Source organism: Pseudomonas sp. BIGb0558 (assembly GCF_024807515.1).
GTDB classification, from domain to species: domain Bacteria; phylum Pseudomonadota; class Gammaproteobacteria; order Pseudomonadales; family Pseudomonadaceae; genus Aquipseudomonas; species Aquipseudomonas yamanorum_A.
The window spans coordinates 1-21,738 of sequence record NZ_JANUEW010000031.1 but is presented as its reverse complement, the minus strand read 5'-3'; the positions used below and the strand labels follow the sequence as shown (position 1 = coordinate 21,738).

The window sequence follows — 21,738 nt, the reverse complement described above, 5'->3', positions numbered from 1 at the left end:
ATGGGCCTGACGCTTCATCCCCTTGGCCCTGCCATCGGCGCCGAGGTCGAGGGGCTGGATATGTCCCTGACTTTGACTGATCAACAGCACGACTGGGTAGAGCAAGCACTGCTGCAGCATCAGGTGTTGTTCTTCCGTAACCAGGCCATTACCCCCGCGCAGCACGTAGCGTTTGCCGCGCGATTTGGTGATTTGCACCGGCATCCGATTTATCCGCACGTTGACCAGCACCCGGAACTGCTGCTGATCGACACCGCCGTGACCGATGTGCGCGACAACGCCATCTGGCACACCGACGTGACCTTCCTCGCCGCGCCGGCGATGGGCTCCGTATTGGCGGCCAGGCAAGTGCCGGCCTTTGGCGGGGATACGTTGTGGGCCAATGGCGTGGCAGCGTTCGAAGCGTTATCGGCCCCCATCAGGCATCTGCTTGATGGCCTGACCGCTACCCACGAGTTGACCAAGTCCTTTCCCACCGAACGGTTTGGCAGCACGCCCGAAGCATTGGTACGCTACGAAAAAGCCAGGAAGGATCACCCGCCGCTGTCACACCCGGTGGTCAGGACCCATCCCGCTACGGGTCGCAAGGCATTGTTTGTGAATGAAGGCTTCACCACGCGAATCAACGAGCTTGAGGCGGCAGAAGGTGAGGCGCTGCTGCGGCTGTTGTTCAGCCACGTGAGCCGCCCGGAATTTACCGTGCGTTGGCGGTGGAAGGCGAATGATGTAGCGTTCTGGGATAACCGCATTACCCAGCATTACGCGATTGATGATTACCGGCCGCAAAGGCGGGTGATGCACCGCGCGACGATTTTGGGTGACGTGCCTTTTTGATGGAGGATCAGTCGATGGACCTGCCCTTGGTGATCAACCCGGACGACTATCTGGAAACCGAGTTCGGCAGGGAATTCACGCCTGAGCGAAATCGACAGGCATGGCAGCTCGCGTATGCACGGTTGAGGCACGTACTGTCGGAAGCCGAAGCGGGTGCTCATGTTTACGTGGTCATGGGCGTGCAGGGGGCTGGCAAGTCGCGCTGGGTGTCGGAAAACCTTGAGCGGTTGGGTCGTGGGGCGATCGTCTTCGATGCGGCCCTGCCTGCGCGGCGTCATCGGGAGGAGCTGCTTTCCATTGTCAGGGAATATGCAATCCCGGTAACGGGCATCCTGGTGAGTGCACCCTTGGAGCTGGCGTTAGCGCGAAACGCACAACGCAGCGCTGACAAGAGAGTGCCGGAGGAGGCGTTGAAAAGCGTGTTCAATATGCTTGAGACGCCTAGTGAAGACGAAGGATTCGTATGGGTGCAAACCATCGAACAACAGGCTCCGCTGCCCACAACCCTGCAAACTGCCCGGATGACCCTGGTTGTGCCTGATGTGGTGCTCGCTGAAAAACTCGCCGATGCCTTGAACGCCAGCTACGCATTGCACCGTCAGTTTCTCGTATGGAGCAAGCCGCACTGGACGCTGGAGGACACGCAGGAAAGCTTGCAGCGGGCGACAAAAGACTTCGATGAACCTGCCGGGGAGAAAAGATATTTTCTGTTATCTCGCGACGATCCCCAGGCATTGGTGGGCTGTATCGGCCTGCTGCCGCTGGTCGATGAGGTTTACAGCTACGAAGTTGGCTATTGGGGCAATCAGGCTCACGCCGGTCTGGGGCTGATGAGGGAGGCTTTGGCTGCTCTGGTTTCGCAGTTGACCGGGCACACACTGCGTCTGACCACTTCCTCGGCGAACCTATCCAGCCAACGACTGGCTGAGGCTGCGGGATTTGAATGGGTGGAAACCCTTCAAGGCGCGCGTCGCTGCGAGTACTTCGGGGTACGCGATACGCTGATTTACCGCCGGGCGTCCCGGGATACGAACACACTCTCCTGATCAAATGAGATCAAATGTGGGAGCTGTCGAGCCCCAGCGAGGCTGCGATGGGATCACCGCGCTGTACCTGCCAGACCGCAGCACCTGCATCGCAGCCTCGCTGGAGCTCGACAGCTCCCACATTGTTCTGAGCGATCAGTCCTCGCGTTTCACCACCAACGTCAAGATGTCATAACTGGCCACCAACTCACCCAGCTGGTTGGTCACCTCCACATCCCACGCCACCACGCCTTGCGGAATGCCCTGCGGGCTCTTCTTGCCCTGGTCGATCTTGCGCTTGCAGGTCAGCCGCGCCTGGATGGTGTCGCCAATGCCCACCGGGTTGATAAACCGCAGGGTGTCCAACCCGTAGTTCGCCAACACCGGCCCCGGTGCCGGGGACACGAACAGCCCGGCCGCCGCCGACAGCACAAAATAACCATGGGCGATGCGCTTGCCGAATTGCGATTCCTTGGCGGCGATGTCGTCGAAGTGCATGTAGAAGTGGTCGCCCGACAGGCAGCCGAAGTTCACCAGGTCGGCCTCGGTGACGGTGCGGCGGTGGGTCAGCAGTGATTCGCCAATCTGCAGGTCCTGGAAGAACCGGCGGAACGGGTGCACTTCGGTCTCGATGACCTTGGCGCCGCGCACGTATTCGCCGGTGACGGCCGCCAGCATGGTGGGCGAGCCCTGGACTGCCGCGCGTTGCAGGTAGTGTTTCACCGCGCGCAAGCCGCCGAGTTCTTCGCCACCACCGGCGCGGCCCGGGCCGCCGTGTTTGAGCTGTGGCAGCGGCGAGCCGTGGCCGGTGGATTCGGCGGCGGATTCGCGGTCGAGCACCAGCAGGCGGCCGTGCCACGCAGCCGCGACTGGAATGGCTTTGGCGGCGATCTGCGGGTCTTTGGTGATCAGGCTGGCGACGAGGCTGCCTTTGCCCCGTGCGGCGAGGGCGAGGGCTTCGTCCAGGTCGTCGTAGGCCATCAAGGTGCTGACCGGGCCGAAGGCCTCGATGTCGTGTGCGCCACCCTCAGCGTGCGGGTCTCGTGCTTGCAGCAGGGTCGGGGCGAAGAACGCGCCCTGGTTGACGTTTTCGCCGCGGGGTTCAAACCCGTCGCGGGCGCCGAACAACATATCGCTGCTCTGCAACAGGCTTTCCAGGCGCTCGGCCACGTCTTTCTGCTGGTCGTGGGAGGCCAGCGCGCCCATGCGCACGCCCTCCACCGACGGGTCGCCCACCACGACTTTTTTCAGGCGATCCCGCAGGCGGGTGGCGACGGCGTCGATGTGTTTGGCCGGCACGATGGCGCGGCGAATGGCGGTGCATTTCTGCCCGGCCTTGGTGGTCATTTCCCGGGCGACTTCCTTGATGAACAGCTCGAACTCTTCGTCGTCCGGGCTCACGTCCGGGGCGAGGATCGCGCAGTTCAGCGAGTCAGCCTCGGCGTTGAACGGCACCGAGTTGCGGATCAGGTTAGGGTTGACCCGCAGCTTGGCGGCGGTGTCGGCGGAGCCGGTGAAGGTCACCACGTCCTGGCCTTGCAGGCGGTCGAGCAGGTCGCCGGTGCTGCCGATCACCAGTTGCAGGCTGCCCGCTGGCAGCAGCCCGGATTCGTCCATCAGGCGCACCACGGCTTCGGTCAGGTAGCTGGTGGCGCTGGCCGGCTTGACGATGCACGGCATGCCCGCCAGGAAACTCGGGGCGAATTTTTCCAGCATGCCCCAGATCGGGAAGTTGAACGCGTTGATGTGCACCACCAGGCCGCCACGGGGCACCAGGATGTGCGTACCGGCGAAACTCCCCAGCTTGCTCAACTGCATTGCCGGGCCTTCGTGGACGATATTGCCCGATGGCAACTCCCGCGAACCGAGGCTGGCGTAGGTGAACAGGGTGCTGTTGCCGCCTTCGATGTCGATCCAGCTGTCGGCACGGGTCGCGCCGCTGTGGTGGGAGAGGGCGTAGAGCTTTTCCTTGCGCTCGCTCAGGTACAGGGCGATGGCCTTGAGGCGCTGGGCCCGTTGCTGGAAGTCCAGGGCCATCAGCCCGCTGACGCCCTGGCGACGGCCATGCTCGATGGCTTCGGCGAAGTCCGGACGCTCTTCATGGGTGCGTGCCAGTTCGTGGCCGTCGATGGCGCTGCGCAGCACCTGGGCGCCGTGTTGGCCGATCCAGCGGCCAGCGATAAAACTTTGCAGGGTAGGGGCGTGAGGCATCACGATTTCTCCGGGTTGAATAAAGAGAGTTAGTGTTTGCTGGCGCCTGCGGCACCAATGCCGGTCATGGAGCGAATGAACTGCGCCAGGTAACGCCCGCGCTCAATGGCGGCGCGGGGCGAGCGGTCGGTGACGGAAAAGACCCAGGCGCTGAAAAACGCCAGGCTCATGGAGAACAGGGCCGGGTTGGAGTACGGGAACAGCGCCTTGTCGTAATGCAGCACGTTGACCCACACCGCCGGGCTCAGCACCAGCAGCACGATGGCCGAGACCAGCCCCGCCAGGCTGCCGGTCACCGCGCCACGGGTGGTCAGGCCCTTCCAGTACATCGAGAGGAACAGCACCGGGAAATTCACCGAGGCGGCGATTGCCAGTACCAGGCCCGACAGGAACGCAATGTTCTGCGACTCAAACAGCAGGCCGAGGATGATCGCCAGCACGCCGATGCACAGCGTGGCGATACGCGACACGCGGATTTCCTGTTGCTCACTGGCCTGGCCCTTGCGGATCACGCAGGCATACAGGTCATGGGACACCGCCGATGCGCCGGACAACGCCAGCCCGGCCACCACGGCCAGGATGGTCGCGAAGGCCACCGCCGAAATGAACCCGAGGAACAGGTTGCCGCCCACGGCCTGGGCCAGGTGCACGGCGATCATGTTGCCGCCGCCGATGATTGCGCCATTGGCATCCCGGAAGCTCGGGTCAGTGCCCACCATGACGATGGCGCCAAAGCCGACGATGATCAGCAGCAGGTAGAAGTAGCCAATGAAACCGGTGGCGTAGAACACGCTCTTGCGCGCTTCCTTGGCGTCGCTGACGGTAAAGAAGCGCATCAGGATATGCGGCAGCCCGGCGGTGCCGAACATCATGCCCAGGCCCAGGGAAATCGCATCGATCGGGTTCGACAGCAAGCCGCCCGGCGCCATGATCGCGTTGCCCTTGGCGTGCACAGCGGTGGCGCCGGCGAACATCGCTTCGGTGCTGAAGCCAAAATGCTTGAGCACCATGAACGCCATGAAAGTGGTACCGAACAGCAGCATCACCGCCTTGATGATCTGCACCCAGGTGGTGGCGAGCATGCCGCCGAAGGTCACGTAGAACACCATCAGCACGCCCACCAGCATCACCGCGTACAGGTAGTCGATGCCGAACAGCAGCTCGATCAGCTTGCCGGCGCCAACCATTTGCGCCACCAGGTACATCAAGGCCACGGTCAGGGTGCCGAAGGCCGAGGTCAGGCGCACCGGGGTTTGTTCCAGGCGGTAGGACACCACATCGGCAAAGGTGTACTTGCCCAGGTTGCGCAGGCGTTCGGCGATCAGGAACAGGATAATCGGCCAGCCAGCCAACACGCCCAGGGCGTAAAGCAGGCCGTCATAACCGTTGAGGAACATCATCGCCGAGATGCCGAGGAATGACGCCGCGGAGATCATGTCGCCGGCGATCGCCAGGCCATTCTGGAACCCGCTCATGCCGCCGCCGGCGGTGTAGAAATCGCTGGCGGAGCGGGTGCGCAGGGCGGCCCAACGGGTGACGCCGAGGGTGAACAGCACGAACACCAGGAACATGCCGATGGCGTTCCAGTTCAATGGCCGGGATGCACCGTCGGCGGCCACCGCCAAGTCGGTGGCCAATGCCAAAGGCAGGAGAAACCACGCCACAAGCCGGCTCATACTGCGCACTCCTGCTTGAGTTTGTCGTTCAGCGGGTCGATCACATGGTTGGCGCGGTACACATAAAAGCCGGTCAGTGCGAACGCCAGCAGCACAATCACCACACCCACCAGCATGCCCACGGTGGTCACGCCGCCGCTCAACGACTGCCCGAGGGTGGCCGGGGAGAACGCCACCAACAGCACAAACCCGAAATAGATCACCAGCATGATCAGCGACAGCGACCAGTACAGGTTCTGTTTGCGGCGTACCAACTGGATGAAATCGGGATGTCGACGGATGCGTTCGATAGCGTCGGGGGTCATGGCGGTGTGCTCCTTTTTATTGTTGTTGTGGTTAAACCTGCGCCCTGTAGGAGCGAGCTTGCTCGCGAAAAACCTGAGGGCGCCGCGTTGATTCAGGCTACCCGCGTCATCGTTAACGACCTTCGCGAGCAAGCTCGCTCCTACAGGGGAGCGGTGTGTCCTTAAAGCTGATCGAAATCCAGTACCACCTTGTCGCTGACCGGGAACGCCTGGCACGACAGCACATAGCCGGCGGCCACTTCGTAGTCCTCCAGGGCGTGGTTGCTGTCCATCTCCACTTCGCCTTCGATCACCTTGCATTTGCAGGTGGAGCACACGCCGGCCTTGCACGAATACGGCAGCTCAGCGCCTTGGGCGTTGCCCGCGTCAAGAATGCTTTGGCTGTTGCGGGGCAGGTCGAAAGCCAGGGCGCGGCCATCGCTGATCACGGTGATCTGGCTGACCGCCGCATCCACTTGCCGCGCCGCTTCACGAGCCTCGCGTTTGTGCTGGCTGCCGGCGGCGGCGAACAGTTCGAAGTGAATGCGCTCCGGCGCCATGCCCTTGGCCTTGAGGCTGTCGCGCACGGTTTCGGTCATTTCCTGGGGGCCGCAGATAAAGGCCGCGTCGAGGGCTTTTACGTCGAGCCAGCGGGAGAACAGTTGCTCGCATTTGTCAGCGTTGATACGGCCGTTGTAGAGGTCGACATCCTGTTGCTCGCGGCTGAACACGAAGATCAGGTTCAGGCGCTGCAGGTAGCGGTTTTTCAGGTCTTCGAGCTGTTCGCGAAACAGCGCGCCGGAGCTGGAACGGTTGCCGTACAGCAGCGTCACGCGGCTGTGGGGCTCGGTTTGCAGGGTGGTCTTGATGATCGACAGGATCGGCGTGATGCCGCTGCCGGCGGCCACCGCCAGGTAATGACCGTGGCGAGCGGGATCCAGGTCCACATGAAAATGCCCGGCGGGCGGCATCACTTCCAGGCTGTGCCCGGCCTTGAGCTGCTCATTGGCAAACGCCGAGAACCGCCCTCCGGCCACGCGCTTGATGGCGATGCGCAGTTCACCGTCATTGACCCCGGTGCAGATCGAATAAGAGCGGCGCACTTCCTCGCCATCCAGCTGGGTGCGCATCACCAGGTGCTGGCCCTGGGTGAAGTGGAAACTGTCTTGCAGGTGCTGCGGAATCTCGAAGGCGATGGACACCGCGTCACGGGTCTCGTTGCGCACATCCTTGATGGTCAGGCTATGAAATTTGCTCATTGTTGTTCTCCAACCAAGCGGGCCGCTGGCCCCTCAGATGCACTTGAAATAGTCGAACGGTTCCAGGCAGTCGCGGCAGCGGTGCAGCGCCTTGCAGGCGGTGGAGCCGAATTCGCTGAGCACTTCGGTGTGGGTGCTGCCGCATTGCGGGCAGGCAATCACCGGGCTTTCGCCGAGCAGGCTGCGCTTGCTGCTACTGCCTTGGGGCGGTGCGATGCCGTAGGCCCGCAGGCGTTCGCGGCCGCTGCTGGTGATCCAGTCGGTGGTCCAGGCCGGGGTCAGCTTGCGTTCCAGTTGCGGCGCACGAAAACCGGCCAGTTCCAGGGCATCGCGGATATCGCCCTCGATCACTTCGGTGGCGGGGCAGCCGGAGTAAGTCGGCGTGACCACCACATGCAGATGGCCGGCCTGCCAGTCCAGGTCGCGCACTATCCCCAGGTCGACCACGCTCACCACCGGCACTTCCGGGTCCATGACCTGGGCGAGGGTGGCCCACGCCGCGGCCAGGTCGGTGGGTTGCGCCGGCCGTGCGCCCTGGTCGCTGGCGATCAGCTCACCAGGTTGCATCGGGGTACGCTCGGGGCAGGAATTGCATTTCTGCCAGCAGAATCCCCAGGTGCTCGCTGTGCAGGCCGCGGCGGGCGTCCAGGTAGAAATAGCTCGCGGCAGGCGGCACGGGCAAGGTGGCGCTGGTGAAGATCTCGCTGACCTTGGCCTGCCACGCCGCAGCCACTTGCGCCGTGTCCGGCGTGATGCCGGCGGCGTGCAGGCGCTGTTCACTGTCGTCGGCGCTGGTCAGTTCCACGGTGAACCGCCACAACTCGGGGATCGCCGCGAGCATGCGTTTGTGGCTTTCCTCGGTGCCGTCCCCCAGGCGCTCCACCCACTCGCCGGAGCGGCGCAGGTGATAGGTGACTTCCTTGACGGCCTTGGCCGCGATGCCGGCGATGCGTTCGTCGCTGGACTGGGCCAGGCCGTTCAACACCGGCAAGTGCCAGGCGTCATAGAGGAATTGCTTGAGAATGGTCACCGCGTAGTCGCCGTTGGGTTGCTCTACCAGCAGCAGGTTGCGATAGGCCCGCTCATCCCGGCGGAAGGCCAGGTGATCGGCGTCGCGCCCGTCGTCCAGCAGCTCGGCGGCGTATTCCAGCCAGTTGCGGGCCTGGCCCACCAGGTCGAGGCCGACGTTCATCAGTGCCAGCTCTTCTTCCAGCGCCGGCGCGTGGCCGCACCACTGGCACAGGCGCTGGCCCTGGATCAGGGCGCTGTCGCCGAGGCGCAGCAGGTATTCGATCAGATCGGTTTTAGTGTTCATGGTCGACCTCACATGTGTCCGACTTCGGCCGGCAGCTCGTAGAAGCTGGCGTGGCGGTAGACCTTGTCGTCGGCCGGGTCGAACAGCGGGTCTTTCTCGTCCGGAGACGAGGCGGTGATCAGCGCGGAAGGCACCACCCACAGGCTCACGCCTTCACTGCGCCGGGTGTACAGCTCCCGAGCGTTCTCGATGGCCATGGTGGTGTCGGCGGCATGCACGCTGCCCACGTGCTTGTGATTAAGGCCGTGCTTGCTGCGCACGAAAACTTCAAACAGGGTCCATTCAGACATAACGGTGACTCCACATCAGGTGGCCGATCAGGCGGCGTTCTTGTTCTGTTTTTTACGGGCGTGGGCCACGGCGGCTTCGCGCACCCAGGCACCGTCTTCAATGGCTTTGCGACGGGTGGCGACGCGTTCCTGGTTGCACGGGCCGTTGCCCTTGAGCACCTCGTAGAACTCGCTCCACTGGATCTCGCCGAAATCGTAATGGCCGCGTTCGGGGTTCCACTTCAGGTCCGGGTCGGGGCAGGTGCAGCCCAGCAGTTCCAGCTGCGGGATGGTCTGGTCGATGAAGCGCTGGCGCAGTTCGTCGTTGCTCTGGCGCTTGATCTTCCAGGCCATGGACTGGGCGCTGTTGGGGGAGTGTTCGTCGCTGGGGCCGAACATCATCAGCGACGGCCACCAGAGGCGGTTGATTGCGTCCTGGACCATGTCTTTTTGCGCCTGGGTGCCCTGGCGCATCATGGTCAGCAGCAGTTCGTAGCCTTGGCGTTGGTGGAAGCTTTCTTCCTTGCAGATGCGCACCATGGCCCGGGAGTAGGGGCCGTAGGAGGTGCGCTGGAGCACCACCTGGTTGACGATGGCGGCACCGTCAACCAGCCAGCCCACTGCGCCCATGTCGGCCCAGTTGAGGGTCGGGTAGTTGAAGATGCTGGAGTACTTGGCCTTGCCGCTGTGGAGCTTGGCGATTTCTTCGTCGCGGTCGGCGCCCAGGGTTTCCATGGCGCTGTACAGGTACAGGCCGTGGCCGGCTTCGTCCTGGATCTTGGCCATCAGTTGCAGTTTGCGTTTGAGGGTGGGGGCGCGGGTGACCCAGTTGCCTTCGGGCAGCATGCCGACGATTTCCGAGTGGGCGTGCTGGGAGATCTGGCGGATCAGCGTTTGACGGTAGGCGTCGGGCATCCAGTTCTTGGCTTCGATCTTGATTTCGGCGTCGATCTTTTCCTGGAAGGCGCGCTCCTGGTCGGACATCTCCGACAGGTCCTTGATGCGCTTTACTCCGGTTTCTACAAGCTGTGCGTACATGGGGGGTCTCCCGCCTTGTGTTTTGTCGTAGGCATGGAGAACTTTATAAGCGATACGGAAATTAATATCAAACACAAAATTTAGTGTCGGTATTTGGTTTTGTATCGCTTTGGATGGGGTGTATATCCGTTTCTTCGGTAACGGCGGCTTATGGTTTCGCTCTTACAGCGACTCACTTTGGAAAAGCCCCAAAGTAAGCAAAGGGCTCTGCCCCGCCTGTCGGCACCTCGCTTAGGCTCGGTGTTCCCTCACTCCGGGATTGCTCCGCGGGCCGCCGCGACGGGGCGTCCCTGCCCCGTCGCGGCTAAACCGGCGTCCTGCCGGTTTACCCGCTCCTCAATCCCTGCGTTCGGCCTCGGGCTGAATGGGGCAGTCAGATCAAAAGCAAGATCAAGATCAACAGCACGGCGGCCTGAAAGCCGACCTGAGTGTTAAAAGCCAGATCAAAAGCCACAGCGAAAACCAAATCTGAAACTGATGCTAATGCGAATGCAGAGCTGCTTTTCTGTAGGAGCTGGCTTGCCGGCGATGCAGGCGACTCGGTACATCAGATACACCGAGGTGATGCCATCGCAGGCAAGCCAGCTCCTACAGTTGACCGTGCCCGCTGTAGCTTTTGATCTTGATGTTGCCTTTGCTTCACCACACTCAAGCCGGCCTGTAGGCCGCTGTGCTGTTGATCTGCTTTTGATCTTGATCTTAGGCGCCCCGTTAAACCACGCTGGCCGAACGCAGGTATTACGGAGCGGGTAAACCGGCAGGACGCCGGTTTAGCCGCGACGGGGCAGGGACGCCCCGTCGCGGCGGCCCGCGGAGTAATGCCGGAGTGCGGGCACACCGAGCCTAGGCGAGGTGCCGAGTGGTGGGGCAAGAGCGTTTTGCTTACTTTTGCGCTGTTCAAAAGTGAGCCGCTGTAAGAGCGGAATCCATATCAGAAACAACCCAAATAACGGATATGTACCCCACCCAAACGAGCAAAAAAAAGCCCCACAAATGCGGGGCCAAAAAGGTGCAGCAGTCATGCTTTAGGGCGCTTGTCCATCACATGGCAAGCCTTGCCCTCAGACCGCTTGATCGAATGCAGCGGCTGCAAAACGATACGCGAGCTGATCCCGATATACGTCTTGATGTGCTTGCTCAACTCACTGGCCACAGCTTTCTGCTGCTCATCATTGAGATGCTGATGCTCAGCCTTAAGCTCCACATGCACATCAACGCTGTCCAGGTTCCCATTACGATACAGATGTATCTCATAACACTCTGAAAGCTGTTTTATTTTGAGCGCCTGCTCCTCAATCTGCGTGGGAAACACATTCACCCCACGAATAATCAGCATGTCATCACTACGCCCGGTGATCTTGTCGATACGCCGCATCGGCCGCGCAGTCCCCGGCAGCAACCGCGTCAGGTCCCGGGTGCGATAGCGAATCATCGGCAGCGCCTCCTTGCTCAAGGAGGTGAACACCAGTTCACCCATCTGCCCATCCGGCAGCACTTCACCCGTCACCGGGTCGATGATTTCCGGGTAGAAGTGATCCTCCCAGATCGTCGGCCCGTCCTTGGTCTCCGCACACTCCATGGCCACACCCGGACCCATGATTTCCGAGAGCCCGTAGATATCCAGCGCAGTGATCCCCAGCCGCGCCTCGATGGCACTGCGCAACTCAGCAGTCCACGGCTCGGCCCCAAAGATCCCCAAACGCAACGCCAACTTGTGCGGATCAATCCCCTGGCGCTCGATTTCATCGGCAATGTTCAGCATGTACGAGGGCGTGACCATGATGATGTCCGGCTGGAAATCCTTGATCAGTTGCACCTGCTTTTCAGTCTGCCCGCCGGACATCGGAATCACCGTGCAACCCAGGCGCTCAGCGCCGTAGTGAGCACCGAGGCCGCCGGTGAACAGCCCGTAGCCATAGGAAATATGCACCTTGTCGCCACGCCGGCCACCGGCAGCGCGGATCGAGCGCGCTACCACATTGGCCCAGGTGTCGATGTCGTTCTGGGTGTAACCCACCACCGTCGGCTTGCCGGTGGTGCCGCTGGAGGCGTGCAGGCGCACCACCTCGTTCATCGGCACGGCAAACATGCCGTAGGGGTAGCTGTCCCGCAGGTCGCTCTTGGTGGTGAACGGGAATCTGGCCAGGTCGTCGAGGGACTTGATGTCATCGGGGTGCACCCCCAGCGCGTCGAAACGCTGACGGTACAGCGGCACATTCTGGTAGGCGTGGCGCAGGCTCCAGCGCAGGCGCTCCAGTTGATGGGCGCGCAGTTGGTCGACGCTGGCGGTTTCCAGCGGGTCCAGCACAGGGTTAAGCACGGCGTTTGGAATAGGCATGTTCATGAGTTCACTCGAATTATTTTTGTGTATCAGCCCACCGCACACCGTGGGCTTTGAGTGCATGCCCCAAGGATACCGCTAGGTTCCTCGGGAATCGCGAATCTTTAGTCGGACAACCGCTCGATGATCAGTGCGATGCCCTGGCCCACGCCGATGCACATGGTGCACAGGGCGTAGCGGCCGCCTCGTTCTTCCAGCTCATGCAGGGCGGTGGTCACCAGCCGTGCGCCGCTCATCCCCAGCGGATGGCCGAGGGCGATGGCGCCGCCGTTGGGGTTCACCCGCGGGTCGTTGTCCCCCAGGCCCAGTTCGCGCAACACCGCCAGGCCCTGGGCGGCGAAGGCTTCGTTGAGCTCGATCACGTCCATGTCCGCCAGGCTCAGGTTGGCCAGTTCCAGCACCTTGCGGGTCGCCGGCACCGGGCCGATGCCCATGATCCGTGGCTCTACGCCGGCGGTAGCCATCGCGACCACCCGGCCGCGGGCAACCAGGCCGTGACGCTTGGCAACTTCGGCGCTGGCCAGCAGCAGGGCGCAGGCGCCGTCGTTGACCCCGGACGCGTTGCCGGCGGTGATGCTGCCGCCTTCGCGGAACGGCGTGCCGAGTTTCTGCAGTTGCTCAAGGGTGGTGTCGCCCCGTGGGTGTTCGTCGTGTTCCACCACCTTGGCCGGGCCTTTGCGCTGGGGGATTTCCACCGCGACGATTTCCTTGGCCAGGCGCCCGCTGGCCTGGGCCGCCGCTGCACGTTGCTGGCTGCGCAGGGCAAATGCATCCTGGTCGGCGCGGGAGATGTTGAACTGCTCGGCGACGTTTTCGGCGGTCTCCGGCATCGAGTCGATCCCGTAGGCTTTTTTCATCAGCGGATTGACGAAACGCCAGCCGATGGTGGTGTCGTACAGCTGCGCATCGCGGGCAAACGCCTGCTCGGCCTTGCCCATCACCAGCGGCGCACGGGACATCGATTCCACACCGCCCACCAGCATCAACCCGGCCTCGCCGCAGCGAATCGCCCGGGCCGCGCTGCCGATGGCGTCCAGCCCCGAGCCGCACAAACGGTTGAGGGTGGTGCCCGGCACGCTCACCGGCAGCCCGGCCAGCAGCGCCGACATGCGGGCCACGTTGCGGTTGTCTTCGCCGGCCTGGTTGGCGCAGCCGTAGATCACATCGTCGACGCGGCTCCAGTCCACTTGCGGGTGGCGGCGCAGCAGTTCGCGCAGCGGCACCGCACCGAGGTCGTCGGCGCGCACGCTGCTCAAGGCGCCTGCGTAGCGGCCAATCGGGGTGCGTACCGCGTCGATGATCAAGGCGTCATTCATTCGGATTCTCCTGCGCCAGCACCGTGCCGCGCACTTTGTAGGATTTGCCATGGAACAGCGCAATCAGCTGGCCCAGTTGGTTTTCGATACGGACGTCGTAGTTGCCGGTGCGGCCCGAGCGGCTTTGCTCGCGGCAGTCGGCACTCAAGGTGTCGCCCAGGTGTGCCGGGGCGATGTAGTCGATGCTGCAACCCAGCGCCACGGTAGCGTCGTTGTAGCTGTTGCAGGCGAGGGCGAAGGCCGAGTCCGCCAGGGCGAACAGGTAGCCGCCGTGGCAGGTGCCGTGGCCCTGGATCATGTCGGCGCGCACGCTCATGCCCAGGCGTGCGCAGCCCGGCGCCACCGAGAGCAGGCGCATGCCCATGCCCTGGCTTGCGGCGTCGCGGCTGAACATGGCCTGGGCGCATTGGTTGGCCAGGTTCATGGCTTCATGGTTGGTCATGCAGTGCGCTCCTTTCAGCGGCCCTTGAAGCTTGGGCTGCGTTTTTCCATGAAGGCGGCGACGCCTTCGCGGTAATCCTCGCTGCGCCCGGCCAGGCGTTGCAGGTCGCGCTCCAGCTCCAGCTGTTCATCAAAGGTGTTGCTCAGGCTGGCGTTCAGGCTGCGCTTGATCAGCGCCAGGCCGTAGGTCGGTTGGGTGGCCAGGTGGCGGGCCAGGGTCAGGGCTTCGTTGCGCAGTTCGGCGTCGTCCACGCAGCGGTAGATCAGGCCCCATTGCTCGGCTTGTTCGGCGCTCAGGCGATTGCCCAGCAGGGCCAGGGCCTTGGCGCGGGCCATGCCCACCAGGCGCGGCAGGGTCCAGGTGCCGCCGGAGTCGGGGATCAGGCCGATCTTGCAGAACGCCTGGATAAAACTCGCCGAGCGGGCGGCCAACACCAGGTCGCAGGCCAGGGGTATGTTCGCGCCGGCCCCGGCGGCTACACCGTTCACCGCGCAGATCACCGGCAGGGGCAGGTCGCGCAGTTGGCGGATCAGCGGGTTGTAGAACTTCTCGATGGATTCACCCAGGTCCGGCACCGCGCTGCCGGGTGCCACGTTGCGGTCGCTGAGGTCTTGCCCGGCGCAGAAGCCACGACCTTCGCCGGTCAGCAGCAGCACGCGCACGTCGGGGTTTTCCTGAACCAGCTTCAGTGCCTGCTGGACCTCGCCATGCATCTGGGCATTGAAGCTGTTGAGCTGGTCGGGGCGATTGAGGCTGAGCAGGGCGACGCCGGCCTCGATGGAAAACAGGATGTGTTCGAAGTTCATGGTCGTGAGGCCCTCACGGTGCACGCTCGGCGGTCAGCCGGCTCATTATTGGATCGGCAAGGTCTGCCGGTTTTGCCGGAGTATAGCTTTAACGTGATACATAAATGCAATGATAAAATTGATTTGGTGTGTCTTGTTTTGGAAGGTTTGAAAATGGATTGGTCAGGTTGTTGGCCGGTAAACACCTGATAAATCCCATATTTTATTGGCTTTAAATCGAATATATAGGGCGTTTTAGGCTGCTTGGCCGATAGGTGATCCAAGCGATACGCTTTTTCAGCTTTGTGCTTATAAAATGATGTGATACAAAATAAGCCAAGATCGGCATCGCTTTGCGAATACGCCATAAAAGGAATCCTCCATGACCTGCTACAGCCTCGACGGCCTCACCCCGGTGGTCGACCCCACGGCCTACGTTCATCCCTCGGCGGTATTGATCGGCGATGTGATCATCGGCCCTCATTGCTATGTGGGGCCGCTGGCGAGTCTGCGCGGCGACTTCGGGCGTATCGTCCTCGAAGAAGGGGCCAACCTGCAGGACACCTGCGTGATGCACGGCTTCCCGGACAGCGACACGGTAGTGGAGCGCAACGGCCACATTGGCCATGGCGCGGTGCTGCACGGTTGCCGGATCGGCACCGATGCGCTGGTGGGCATGAATGCCGTAGTAATGGACAACGCGCGCATTGGCGCTCGCTCCTTTGTCTCGGCGGCGGCGTTTGTCAAAGCCGGTTTCGAGTGCCCCGAGCAGTCGTTGGTGATGGGCACGCCGGCCAGCGTCAAGCGCAACCTCAGCGACGAGGAGGTGCACTGGAAGCAAACCGGCACCCGCGAATACCAGCGCCTGGCCCAGCGCTGCCTGGAGCAGATGCAGGAGTGCGCCCCCCTGAGCGAGCCTGAAGCCGACCGGCCACGGATCAGCGACAGCGGCCTGCGACCCAAGGGCACATGAATCGCCTGCATCCCGACGCCGCTAAAAACGGTATATTTTCTCTTTTTGCCTCGGTACGCCCATGTCGTCACTGACACCCCTGAACCAACTGATCACCCGCTTCCAGGAGCAGACGCCGATTCGCGCCAGTTCCTTGATCATTACCTTGTACGGGGACGCCATCGAGCCCCACGGCGGGACGGTGTGGCTGGGCAGTCTGATCCAGTTGCTCGAGCCCATCGGCATCAACGAACGGCTGATCCGCACCTCGATCTTCCGCCTGACCAAGGAAGGCTGGCTGACCGCCGAGAAAGTCGGGCGCCGCAGCTACTACAGCCTGACCGGTGCCGGGCGCCGGCGTTTCGACAAGGCCTTCAAGCGGGTCTACAGCTCCAGCGTGCCGGCGTGGGATGGTTCGTGGTGCCTGGTGATGCTCACACAGCTGACCCAGGACAAGCGCAAACAGGTGCGTGAAGAACTGGAATGGCAAGGTTTTGGTGCGATAGCCCCGACCGTGCTGGCCTGCCCGCGCAGCGACCGCGCCGATGTCAACGCCACCTTGCTCGACCTCGGCGCCCAGGAAGACACCATCGTCTTCGAGACCACGGCACAAGATGTACTGGCCTCCAAAGCCCTGCGAGTGCAGGTGCGCGAGAGCTGGAACATCGAGGAACTGGCGGCCCATTACAGCGAGTTCATCCAACTGTTCCGACCGCTCTGGCAAGCGCTTCGCGAACAGGAACAGCTTGCGCCTGCGGATTGTTTCCTGGCACGGGTCCTGCTTATTCATGAATACCGCAAACTGCTGCTGCGCGACCCGCAATTGCCCGACGAATTGCTTCCCGGCGATTGGGAAGGCCGCGCCGCCCGCCAGTTGTGCCGCAATATTTACCGGTTGATCTACGCCAAGGCCGAGGAATGGCTGAACAGCGCGCTGGAAACTGCCGACGGCCCGTTGCCGGACGTGGGCGAAAGTTTTTACCGGCGGTTCGGAGGCCTGAAATAAGGAGCGACGCTGTTCAGGAGAACGGGTGGAGTGATGTGGCGTAGAGAATAAAAATAAGCCTGCGTGAGGCCTGAACATGATGTCTTCAATTGCACAGCGCTGTGATGGGTTCGACCAATGGATCCATCAGATCAATCAGATCTGCGGCGCGTTTGATGCGCAAGTCCTGGGGGATGGTTTTTCCGGGCAGATCCGCGAATACCAGAGCGGCGCGCTGAAGCTCAGCTTTGTCGACGCCTGCCAGGCGCGGCTGTTTCGCACCCCCACGCAAATCGCGGCGGGCGAGGGCGGCAAGTACTTTGCCGTGTTCCAGCTCGACGGCACGGCGGGCATGGCCCAGGGCGACAGCAAGGCGCTGTTGCGCGCCGGCGACATTACCCTGATCGATGCGGCGCACCCCAGCGACTTCACCTACAGCGAGAACTCGCGGCAGTTGTCGTTGATCCTGCCGGCGTACCTGGTGGAGCAGACCTTGCGCTTCAACCCGGTCAAATGCGGGCACCGCATCGAGGCCACGTCGCCGATGGCGATGCTGTCCCGGCAACTGATTTTGCAGGCCACCCAGCAAGACAACCTGACCTTGCAGGAAAGCGAGGCGACGCTGGAAGCGATCATCAACCTGCTGCGCCCGGCCATCAGCCAGGCGGGTGAAGTCGGTGATGCTCACGAGCGGGTGTTTCGCAAGACCCTGGAGTGCATTGACCAACACATTCGCTCCGAAGAACTGTGCCCTGAATGGCTGGCGCGGGAGGTGGGAATGTCGGTGCGCGGGCTGTACCGGATCTTTGCACGCAAGGGTTTGGTGGTGGCGCGGTACATCAAGAACCGGCGGCTGGATTTGTGTGCTGAATCGCTGCGCCAATCCAGGGTGGAGGAGAAGCTTTCGGTGCTGGGGTACTCGTGGGGATTTTCGGATTCGAGTTACTTTTCGACGGCGTTCAAGTCGCGGTTTGGCATTGCGCCGGGTGAGTACCGCAAACAACACGCCTGAACTGTAGGAGCTGGCTTGCCTGCGATAGCGGAGTGTCAGCTACCCATTCCTGGCTGACCCACCGCTATCGCAGGCAAGCCAGCTCCCACAGGGTTCAGTTGGGCATTCCGTCTTCGATCGCAATCCCTTGCGCGCGCATCTCCTTGATCAACCCCGCCCGCGTCCCCGGCAGGTTGAGCATTGCCTTGTGCCGCAACTCAGTCACTTCCGCAGCGCTATAAGGCTGGTAATCCACCGGCGTACTCTTGCCCGCCATCCCGTCCGGGCGCATCAGCCAGTTCAGCAGATCCGCCAGTTGCCCGTCGTTCAGCGCCGACTGCGACATCCCCGGCACCCGCACCAAAAACGCCCGGCCACCCGGCACCTTCAGAAAGTTGCCGACAAACCCGGTCATCCTCGGCGTGTCGTTCGCCGCCGAGCCCATGCCGCTGCCCAAATGGCAGCCGGCACACTGCAGCTGATAGTTGGTCGCCACGCTGTACCCGGCCTGGGCGATGGGCGTTTGCGGCGACTCATTACCCGGTGCGTGCTTCTGGTTCGGATTGGGAATCGCCCGGGCCTGGGCGAGCGGGGCGGTGAAGACACACATCAAGCTCAGCAAAAACAACGTACGCATGACAAGCCTCTTGCACTGACCTGTGGCGAGGGAGCTTGCTCCCGTTGGGCTGCGCAGCGGCCCCAATATCTTTGGGAGCGCTTCGCACTCCAGCGGGAGCAAGCTCCCTCGCCACAAGGGTGAGTTAAACCGCGACGCCGCGAATGATCGAGACCGTGCAGTGGTAGATGTGGGATTTGGCCGCCAGGCACCAGTTCACATCGTTGTTGTTGAACGGCCGGTACGCCGGCTCTTCACTGTCGTTACGCGTGCACGCGCACTGGGCGCAGCTTTGCTTACCGCAGCAGTCGTTATAGGAAATGATGTAGTCCTTGCCATCCGCCGGGTTGCGGCAGGTGCCGATCCAGGTCACCTGGGACGCCTCGGTGCCCGGTGGGCAGGACGTCACCGACCCGCCGCAGCAACTGCACAGGAAGCCGTCGATGGAGCAGTAGCGCCAGTAGTCGCAGCTGTTCGGATCGCCTGGGTCACCGGCTTTCGGGTTGTCGGCGGCCAGCGCCTTGCTGGTGCGGTCCAGGGGCAGCAGCAGGGGCAACGCGGCGCCTGCGACCATCAGCGAACCCATGCGGGCCAACAGTTTGCGCCGTGACGTAGTGTCGGCCAGGCGACGGGTCGAGCGCTCGAATAACAGATCCAGCAATTTCATGAGAGTCTCCCTGCCTTAATCAGTGGCTATGGCCGTGGCTGTGGTCGTGGGGCTGCGGCTGGCTGTTGAGGTATTGCTGCAGCGTGGCGCTTTTCAGGTGTTCGACTTCGAACAGGCTGTCCAGGTGCTCGCGGGAATTGACCAGGCCCTTGGCGCGCAAGGTGCCGCTCTTGTCGATCAGTGCAGCGTACGGCAGCTTGCCGATCTGGTAGGTCATGCCGACTTCCGGACCGACCACGTAGGTGACGTCGTCCAGCTTGTGCTCGGTGATCAGTGCTTGCTGGGCTTCCATGTCACCGTCGCTGATAAACACCACATCGAGACGGTCGGCCTGTTCCTTGGCGATGGATTTGATCGCTGGCAACAGGGACTTGCAGATCGGGCAGGTCGGCGAGAGGAAGAACAGCAACTGGTTCTTCTCACCGGCATAGCCGAAGTTCACCGGGCGACCCTTGCGGTCGGAAGCAGTGACTTGCGGTGCCGGCTCATTCACCGCCACGCCCTTGTCCACCATCAGCGCGCCAGCCGGGGCGATGCGCCCGTGCAGCACGCCAATCTGGCGCACCAGGCCCATCACGGCGAACGCCAGCGCCAGCAGCAGGACCCACAGCAGTACGTTAGAAACAATCAGGCCTTCCATTGATCACCTACCAATCAGTTTGAGCAGAAGAGGGGAGTTCGCCAGCAAGCCATCGGCGGCGGCGTAAATCAGCAGCGCGACGGCGCTGGCGGCGACGGTGACGAAACCGTCGAAAAAACCCAGGTCACGGGCAATCGGCGACACGCAGGCCAGCAAGGCCACGGCCACCAGTGCGCCGTTGCGCAGCAGCAGGATCGGCCGCAACGGCTGCGCCTGGTCGGGGCCTGCGCAACCGCAGTCGATGTCCCGGCGACCGCGCCACAGGTTGATGCCGATGGCGGCGGCGTACAGCGCAATCAGGCCGGCGGCACTGAAGGCTGCCCAGGAACGAGTGGCCGGCACCAGCAGGGCAAAGGCAATCACCAACTCCAGTAGCGGGATCACCCGGGCGCCGGGACGGGTCAATGCCTCGGGCAGCAACTGGTAGTCCGCCAGTTGCCGGGCGAAACGTGCCGGTGCGCGCAACTCGTGGGTTGCGGCACTGGCCAGCAACACCGCAATGGCGAGGGCGCTGGCAATGATGAAGATCGGGTCGATATGCATGGCCGAACCTCTTTAGTAGCTCATGATCTGGGTGGCGGTCTTCGCCACCTTGGCCATGCTACCGGTGAGTTTGTTGGTCTTCAGGTCGAAGATCTGCAAGCCGCCTTCGACGTCTGCGCCCAGCAACAGGGGCTTGTCGTCGCCGGTGGCCTGCATGCTCCAGACCGGCGTCGGGGCTTCCAGGGTGGCTATCTTTTTCTGGGTCTTGAGGTCGTAGGCCCAAATGATGGTGCTTGGGTCTTCCCACTTCATGGGTTCGTGGTTGTCATGCATCAGCACGTACATACGGTTGAGCTTTGGTGCCACGGCCATCAGTTGCCAGCCACCCGGGGCCCAGCCGGTTTTCTTTTCTGCATCGGTGGTGAGTGACCACGATGGCAGGATTTTCGGGGCATCGCCGGAGAAGTCGACGGGGCGTATGGTGCCGGTGGTGGTGGTGAAGTAGTAGGTGTCGCCCACGTTCACGGCGCGCTCGTTGAGCTTCTCGGCGTTGGGGTCGAAGAAGTGGGTGCGGTTGCGCGAGGTTTCCTGGCCTTGGTCATTCAGGGTGACCACTTGCAGACTGCCGTCGCCGCACAGGGAGGCGAAACGGCGGGTGCCGACCGGGTAGTTGAGCACGCAGCCGGGGATCGCGATTTCGGCGGTGACGGCGCGGGACTGGGTGTCGACCACGGTGACCGAGGTGGACGGGGTGAAGTTGTAGACGTAGACGAAACGGTCGTCGCCGCTGGTTTTCAGGCCGTAGCGTTGGGTCAGGGATTCGGCGCGTTTGTTCGGGATCAGTACTTCCCACGACGGCGACAGGCTGGAGCTGTCCCAGGCGGTGAGCACGTCGGTGCGATCGCCACGGGTGCCGCGGGAATAGTAGATATCGGCGCTGTACAGGGTCTTTTGGTCGTGGCTCAGGGCCGAGGGGGCGGCGAAGCCTGTGGGGACCATGCCGAGGACGCGTTTTTTGTCGGGGTCGACGACGGTGACGCGGCCTACGACGAAGCTTTCGAATTCGACGTCTACTACGAAGGCGCGGTGGGCTTCCGGCGGGAAGGCCAGGGTGGTCTGGCCGATGGTGTCTGGCGGTAGGTCCGCTTGGGCGCTGTTCAAGCCGAGTACAAGCAGGCCCAGACCCAGCGCTGACTGTACGTTGATCCTGTTGCTTCGCATTAGGGGCACTCCCTGAATTATTGTGTTTTGCTAATCGCGGGTGCTTTGGCAGATTCTTGCAAGTGGATTCTGCCTTGTGGGGGGATTGCAAGAATTGTTGTGGCTGCCAAGTGGTTGTGTGTCTGTGCCAATGGTTTGGGGTGGGGTGTATATCCGTTATTTTTGTTATGGCCGCTTATGGTTCCGCTCTTACAGCGGCTCACTTTTGAAGAGCGCAAAAGTAAGCAAAACGCTCTTGCCCCACCACTCGGCACCTCGCTAGGGCTCGGTGTGCCCGCACTCCGGCTTTGGACCGTGGGCCGCCGCGATGGGCCATCCTTGGCCCAGCGCGGCTAACCCGGCGTCCTGCCGGGTTACCCACGCTCCAAAGCCTGCGTTCGGCCAGCGT

The 21,738-nt window shown here is 62.5% G+C and carries 22 protein-coding genes; 5 read left to right on the top strand and 17 right to left on the bottom strand.

The window, feature by feature from the left end:
* Both tauD and M2400_RS26055 read left to right on the top strand, forming a co-directional pair.
* Nucleotides 1-834 (top strand): taurine dioxygenase, encoded by an 834-nt coding sequence (tauD, locus tag M2400_RS26060; RefSeq protein WP_259198961.1) that lies wholly within the window; start codon nt 1-3, stop codon nt 832-834.
* A gap of 14 nt (nt 835-848) precedes the next feature.
* Nucleotides 849-1,880 carry a GNAT family N-acetyltransferase gene (locus M2400_RS26055; RefSeq protein ID WP_259198960.1) on the top strand — a complete coding sequence of 344 codons (1,032 nt, stop codon included), beginning with the start codon at nt 849-851 and terminating at the stop codon, nt 1,878-1,880.
* A gap of 135 nt (nt 1,881-2,015) precedes the next feature.
* On the opposite strand, the gene paaZ is transcribed toward M2400_RS26055, so the two are convergent.
* From paaZ to paaG, 12 genes are all read right to left on the bottom strand, one after another.
* Entirely contained in the window at nt 2,016-4,070 is a 2,055-nt protein-coding gene (paaZ, locus tag M2400_RS26050) for a phenylacetic acid degradation bifunctional protein PaaZ (protein ID WP_259198959.1), read from the bottom strand.
* Between the two features lie 29 nt (nt 4,071-4,099).
* Nucleotides 4,100-5,746 (bottom strand): cation acetate symporter, encoded by a 1,647-nt coding sequence (locus M2400_RS26045; RefSeq protein WP_177046541.1) that lies wholly within the window; start codon nt 5,744-5,746, stop codon nt 4,100-4,102.
* Nucleotides 5,743-6,051 (bottom strand): DUF485 domain-containing protein, encoded by a 309-nt coding sequence (locus tag M2400_RS26040; protein WP_177046539.1) that lies wholly within the window; start codon nt 6,049-6,051, stop codon nt 5,743-5,745. The genes M2400_RS26045 and M2400_RS26040 overlap by 4 nt, the downstream gene beginning before the upstream one ends.
* 161 nt (nt 6,052-6,212) lie before the next feature.
* A complete protein-coding gene (paaE, locus tag M2400_RS26035) occupies nt 6,213-7,289 on the bottom strand; it encodes a 1,2-phenylacetyl-CoA epoxidase subunit PaaE (RefSeq protein ID WP_177046537.1) in 1,077 nt (358 codons plus the stop codon).
* Nucleotides 7,290-7,322: 33 nt separating this feature from the next.
* Nucleotides 7,323-7,856: a 1,2-phenylacetyl-CoA epoxidase subunit PaaD gene (paaD, locus tag M2400_RS26030; protein WP_003208903.1), complete on the bottom strand. Its 534-nt coding sequence runs from the start codon at nt 7,854-7,856 to the stop codon at nt 7,323-7,325.
* Nucleotides 7,843-8,604, bottom strand: a complete 762-nt coding sequence (paaC, locus tag M2400_RS26025) for a 1,2-phenylacetyl-CoA epoxidase subunit PaaC (protein ID WP_177079404.1) — start codon at nt 8,602-8,604, stop codon at nt 7,843-7,845. The genes paaD and paaC overlap by 14 nt, the downstream gene beginning before the upstream one ends.
* A gap of 8 nt (nt 8,605-8,612) precedes the next feature.
* Nucleotides 8,613-8,894, bottom strand: coding sequence for a 1,2-phenylacetyl-CoA epoxidase subunit PaaB (paaB, locus tag M2400_RS26020; RefSeq protein ID WP_003208899.1), 282 nt, complete (start codon nt 8,892-8,894; stop codon nt 8,613-8,615).
* A 27-nt stretch (nt 8,895-8,921) separates the two neighbouring features.
* Nucleotides 8,922-9,911, bottom strand: coding sequence for a 1,2-phenylacetyl-CoA epoxidase subunit PaaA (paaA, locus tag M2400_RS26015; RefSeq protein ID WP_063029019.1), 990 nt, complete (start codon nt 9,909-9,911; stop codon nt 8,922-8,924).
* Between the two features lie 1,018 nt (nt 9,912-10,929).
* Nucleotides 10,930-12,255 (bottom strand): phenylacetate--CoA ligase PaaK, encoded by a 1,326-nt coding sequence (gene paaK / locus M2400_RS26010; RefSeq protein WP_259201358.1) that lies wholly within the window; start codon nt 12,253-12,255, stop codon nt 10,930-10,932.
* 101 nt (nt 12,256-12,356) lie between these two features.
* Complete coding sequence (pcaF, locus tag M2400_RS26005) at nt 12,357-13,568, bottom strand: 3-oxoadipyl-CoA thiolase (RefSeq protein ID WP_259201360.1); 1,212 nt, start codon at nt 13,566-13,568, stop codon at nt 12,357-12,359.
* The gene (gene paaI / locus M2400_RS26000; protein ID WP_008431049.1) at nt 13,561-14,010 is read right to left on the bottom strand and encodes a hydroxyphenylacetyl-CoA thioesterase PaaI; all 450 of its coding nucleotides are present in this window, start codon (nt 14,008-14,010) and stop codon (nt 13,561-13,563) included. Before paaI ends, pcaF begins: the two co-directional genes overlap by 8 nt.
* 14 nt (nt 14,011-14,024) lie before the next feature.
* Nucleotides 14,025-14,816 carry a 2-(1,2-epoxy-1,2-dihydrophenyl)acetyl-CoA isomerase PaaG gene (gene paaG, locus M2400_RS25995; RefSeq protein WP_177049010.1) on the bottom strand — a complete coding sequence of 264 codons (792 nt, stop codon included), beginning with the start codon at nt 14,814-14,816 and terminating at the stop codon, nt 14,025-14,027.
* A gap of 361 nt (nt 14,817-15,177) precedes the next feature.
* Between paaG and paaY the strand changes: the two genes are divergently transcribed.
* The 3 genes from paaY to feaR all read left to right on the top strand — a co-directional run bounded on the left by paaY (nt 15,178) and on the right by feaR (nt 17,744).
* Complete coding sequence (gene paaY / locus M2400_RS25990; RefSeq protein ID WP_259201362.1) at nt 15,178-15,768, top strand: phenylacetic acid degradation protein PaaY; 591 nt, start codon at nt 15,178-15,180, stop codon at nt 15,766-15,768.
* Between the two features lie 61 nt (nt 15,769-15,829).
* Complete coding sequence (paaX, locus tag M2400_RS25985; RefSeq protein WP_010173615.1) at nt 15,830-16,753, top strand: phenylacetic acid degradation operon negative regulatory protein PaaX; 924 nt, start codon at nt 15,830-15,832, stop codon at nt 16,751-16,753.
* A 76-nt stretch (nt 16,754-16,829) separates the two neighbouring features.
* A complete protein-coding gene (feaR, locus tag M2400_RS25980; protein WP_177049012.1) occupies nt 16,830-17,744 on the top strand; it encodes a transcriptional regulator FeaR in 915 nt (304 codons plus the stop codon).
* A 94-nt stretch (nt 17,745-17,838) separates the two neighbouring features.
* On the opposite strand, the gene M2400_RS25975 is transcribed toward feaR, so the two are convergent.
* The 5 genes from M2400_RS25975 to M2400_RS25955 all read right to left on the bottom strand — a co-directional run bounded on the left by M2400_RS25975 (nt 17,839) and on the right by M2400_RS25955 (nt 21,350).
* Nucleotides 17,839-18,360, bottom strand: coding sequence for a cytochrome c (locus M2400_RS25975; RefSeq protein ID WP_259201363.1), 522 nt, complete (start codon nt 18,358-18,360; stop codon nt 17,839-17,841).
* 124 nt (nt 18,361-18,484) lie between these two features.
* Nucleotides 18,485-19,006 carry a methylamine dehydrogenase light chain gene (locus tag M2400_RS25970; RefSeq protein WP_003208877.1) on the bottom strand — a complete coding sequence of 174 codons (522 nt, stop codon included), beginning with the start codon at nt 19,004-19,006 and terminating at the stop codon, nt 18,485-18,487.
* A gap of 19 nt (nt 19,007-19,025) precedes the next feature.
* On the bottom strand, nt 19,026-19,646 hold the full coding sequence (gene mauD, locus M2400_RS25965) for a methylamine dehydrogenase accessory protein MauD (protein ID WP_177049014.1): 621 nt from the start codon (nt 19,644-19,646) through the stop codon (nt 19,026-19,028).
* A gap of 3 nt (nt 19,647-19,649) precedes the next feature.
* On the bottom strand, nt 19,650-20,189 hold the full coding sequence (locus M2400_RS25960; RefSeq protein WP_259201365.1) for a MauE/DoxX family redox-associated membrane protein: 540 nt from the start codon (nt 20,187-20,189) through the stop codon (nt 19,650-19,652).
* Nucleotides 20,190-20,201: 12 nt separating this feature from the next.
* A complete protein-coding gene (locus tag M2400_RS25955) occupies nt 20,202-21,350 on the bottom strand; it encodes an amine dehydrogenase large subunit (protein ID WP_177049016.1) in 1,149 nt (382 codons plus the stop codon).
* Nucleotides 21,351-21,738 lie beyond the last annotated feature (388 nt).

Coding starts and splice junctions, on each gene's coding strand:
- M2400_RS26055 (WP_259198960.1), top strand. CDS start 849: ATGGACCTGCCCTTGGTGATCAACCCGGACGACTATCTGGAAACCGAG.
- paaY (WP_259201362.1), top strand. CDS start 15,178: ATGACCTGCTACAGCCTCGACGGCCTCACCCCGGTGGTCGACCCCACG.
- paaK (WP_259201358.1), bottom strand. CDS start 12,255: ATGAACATGCCTATTCCAAACGCCGTGCTTAACCCTGTGCTGGACCCG.
- paaZ (WP_259198959.1), bottom strand. CDS start 4,070: ATGCCTCACGCCCCTACCCTGCAAAGTTTTATCGCTGGCCGCTGGATC.
- paaG (WP_177049010.1), bottom strand. CDS start 14,816: ATGAACTTCGAACACATCCTGTTTTCCATCGAGGCCGGCGTCGCCCTG.
- mauD (WP_177049014.1), bottom strand. CDS start 19,646: ATGGAAGGCCTGATTGTTTCTAACGTACTGCTGTGGGTCCTGCTGCTG.
- pcaF (WP_259201360.1), bottom strand. CDS start 13,568: ATGAATGACGCCTTGATCATCGACGCGGTACGCACCCCGATTGGCCGC.
- paaB (WP_003208899.1), bottom strand. CDS start 8,894: ATGTCTGAATGGACCCTGTTTGAAGTTTTCGTGCGCAGCAAGCACGGC.
- M2400_RS25955 (WP_177049016.1), bottom strand. CDS start 21,350: ATGCGAAGCAACAGGATCAACGTACAGTCAGCGCTGGGTCTGGGCCTG.
- tauD (WP_259198961.1), top strand. CDS start 1: ATGGGCCTGACGCTTCATCCCCTTGGCCCTGCCATCGGCGCCGAGGTC.
- M2400_RS26045 (WP_177046541.1), bottom strand. CDS start 5,746: ATGAGCCGGCTTGTGGCGTGGTTTCTCCTGCCTTTGGCATTGGCCACC.
- paaC (WP_177079404.1), bottom strand. CDS start 8,604: ATGAACACTAAAACCGATCTGATCGAATACCTGCTGCGCCTCGGCGAC.
- paaA (WP_063029019.1), bottom strand. CDS start 9,911: ATGTACGCACAGCTTGTAGAAACCGGAGTAAAGCGCATCAAGGACCTG.
- paaE (WP_177046537.1), bottom strand. CDS start 7,289: ATGAGCAAATTTCATAGCCTGACCATCAAGGATGTGCGCAACGAGACC.
- paaD (WP_003208903.1), bottom strand. CDS start 7,856: ATGCAACCTGGTGAGCTGATCGCCAGCGACCAGGGCGCACGGCCGGCG.
- M2400_RS25960 (WP_259201365.1), bottom strand. CDS start 20,189: ATGCATATCGACCCGATCTTCATCATTGCCAGCGCCCTCGCCATTGCG.
- feaR (WP_177049012.1), top strand. CDS start 16,830: ATGATGTCTTCAATTGCACAGCGCTGTGATGGGTTCGACCAATGGATC.
- paaI (WP_008431049.1), bottom strand. CDS start 14,010: ATGACCAACCATGAAGCCATGAACCTGGCCAACCAATGCGCCCAGGCC.
- M2400_RS25970 (WP_003208877.1), bottom strand. CDS start 19,006: ATGAAATTGCTGGATCTGTTATTCGAGCGCTCGACCCGTCGCCTGGCC.
- paaX (WP_010173615.1), top strand. CDS start 15,830: ATGTCGTCACTGACACCCCTGAACCAACTGATCACCCGCTTCCAGGAG.
- M2400_RS25975 (WP_259201363.1), bottom strand. CDS start 18,360: ATGCGTACGTTGTTTTTGCTGAGCTTGATGTGTGTCTTCACCGCCCCG.
- M2400_RS26040 (WP_177046539.1), bottom strand. CDS start 6,051: ATGACCCCCGACGCTATCGAACGCATCCGTCGACATCCCGATTTCATC.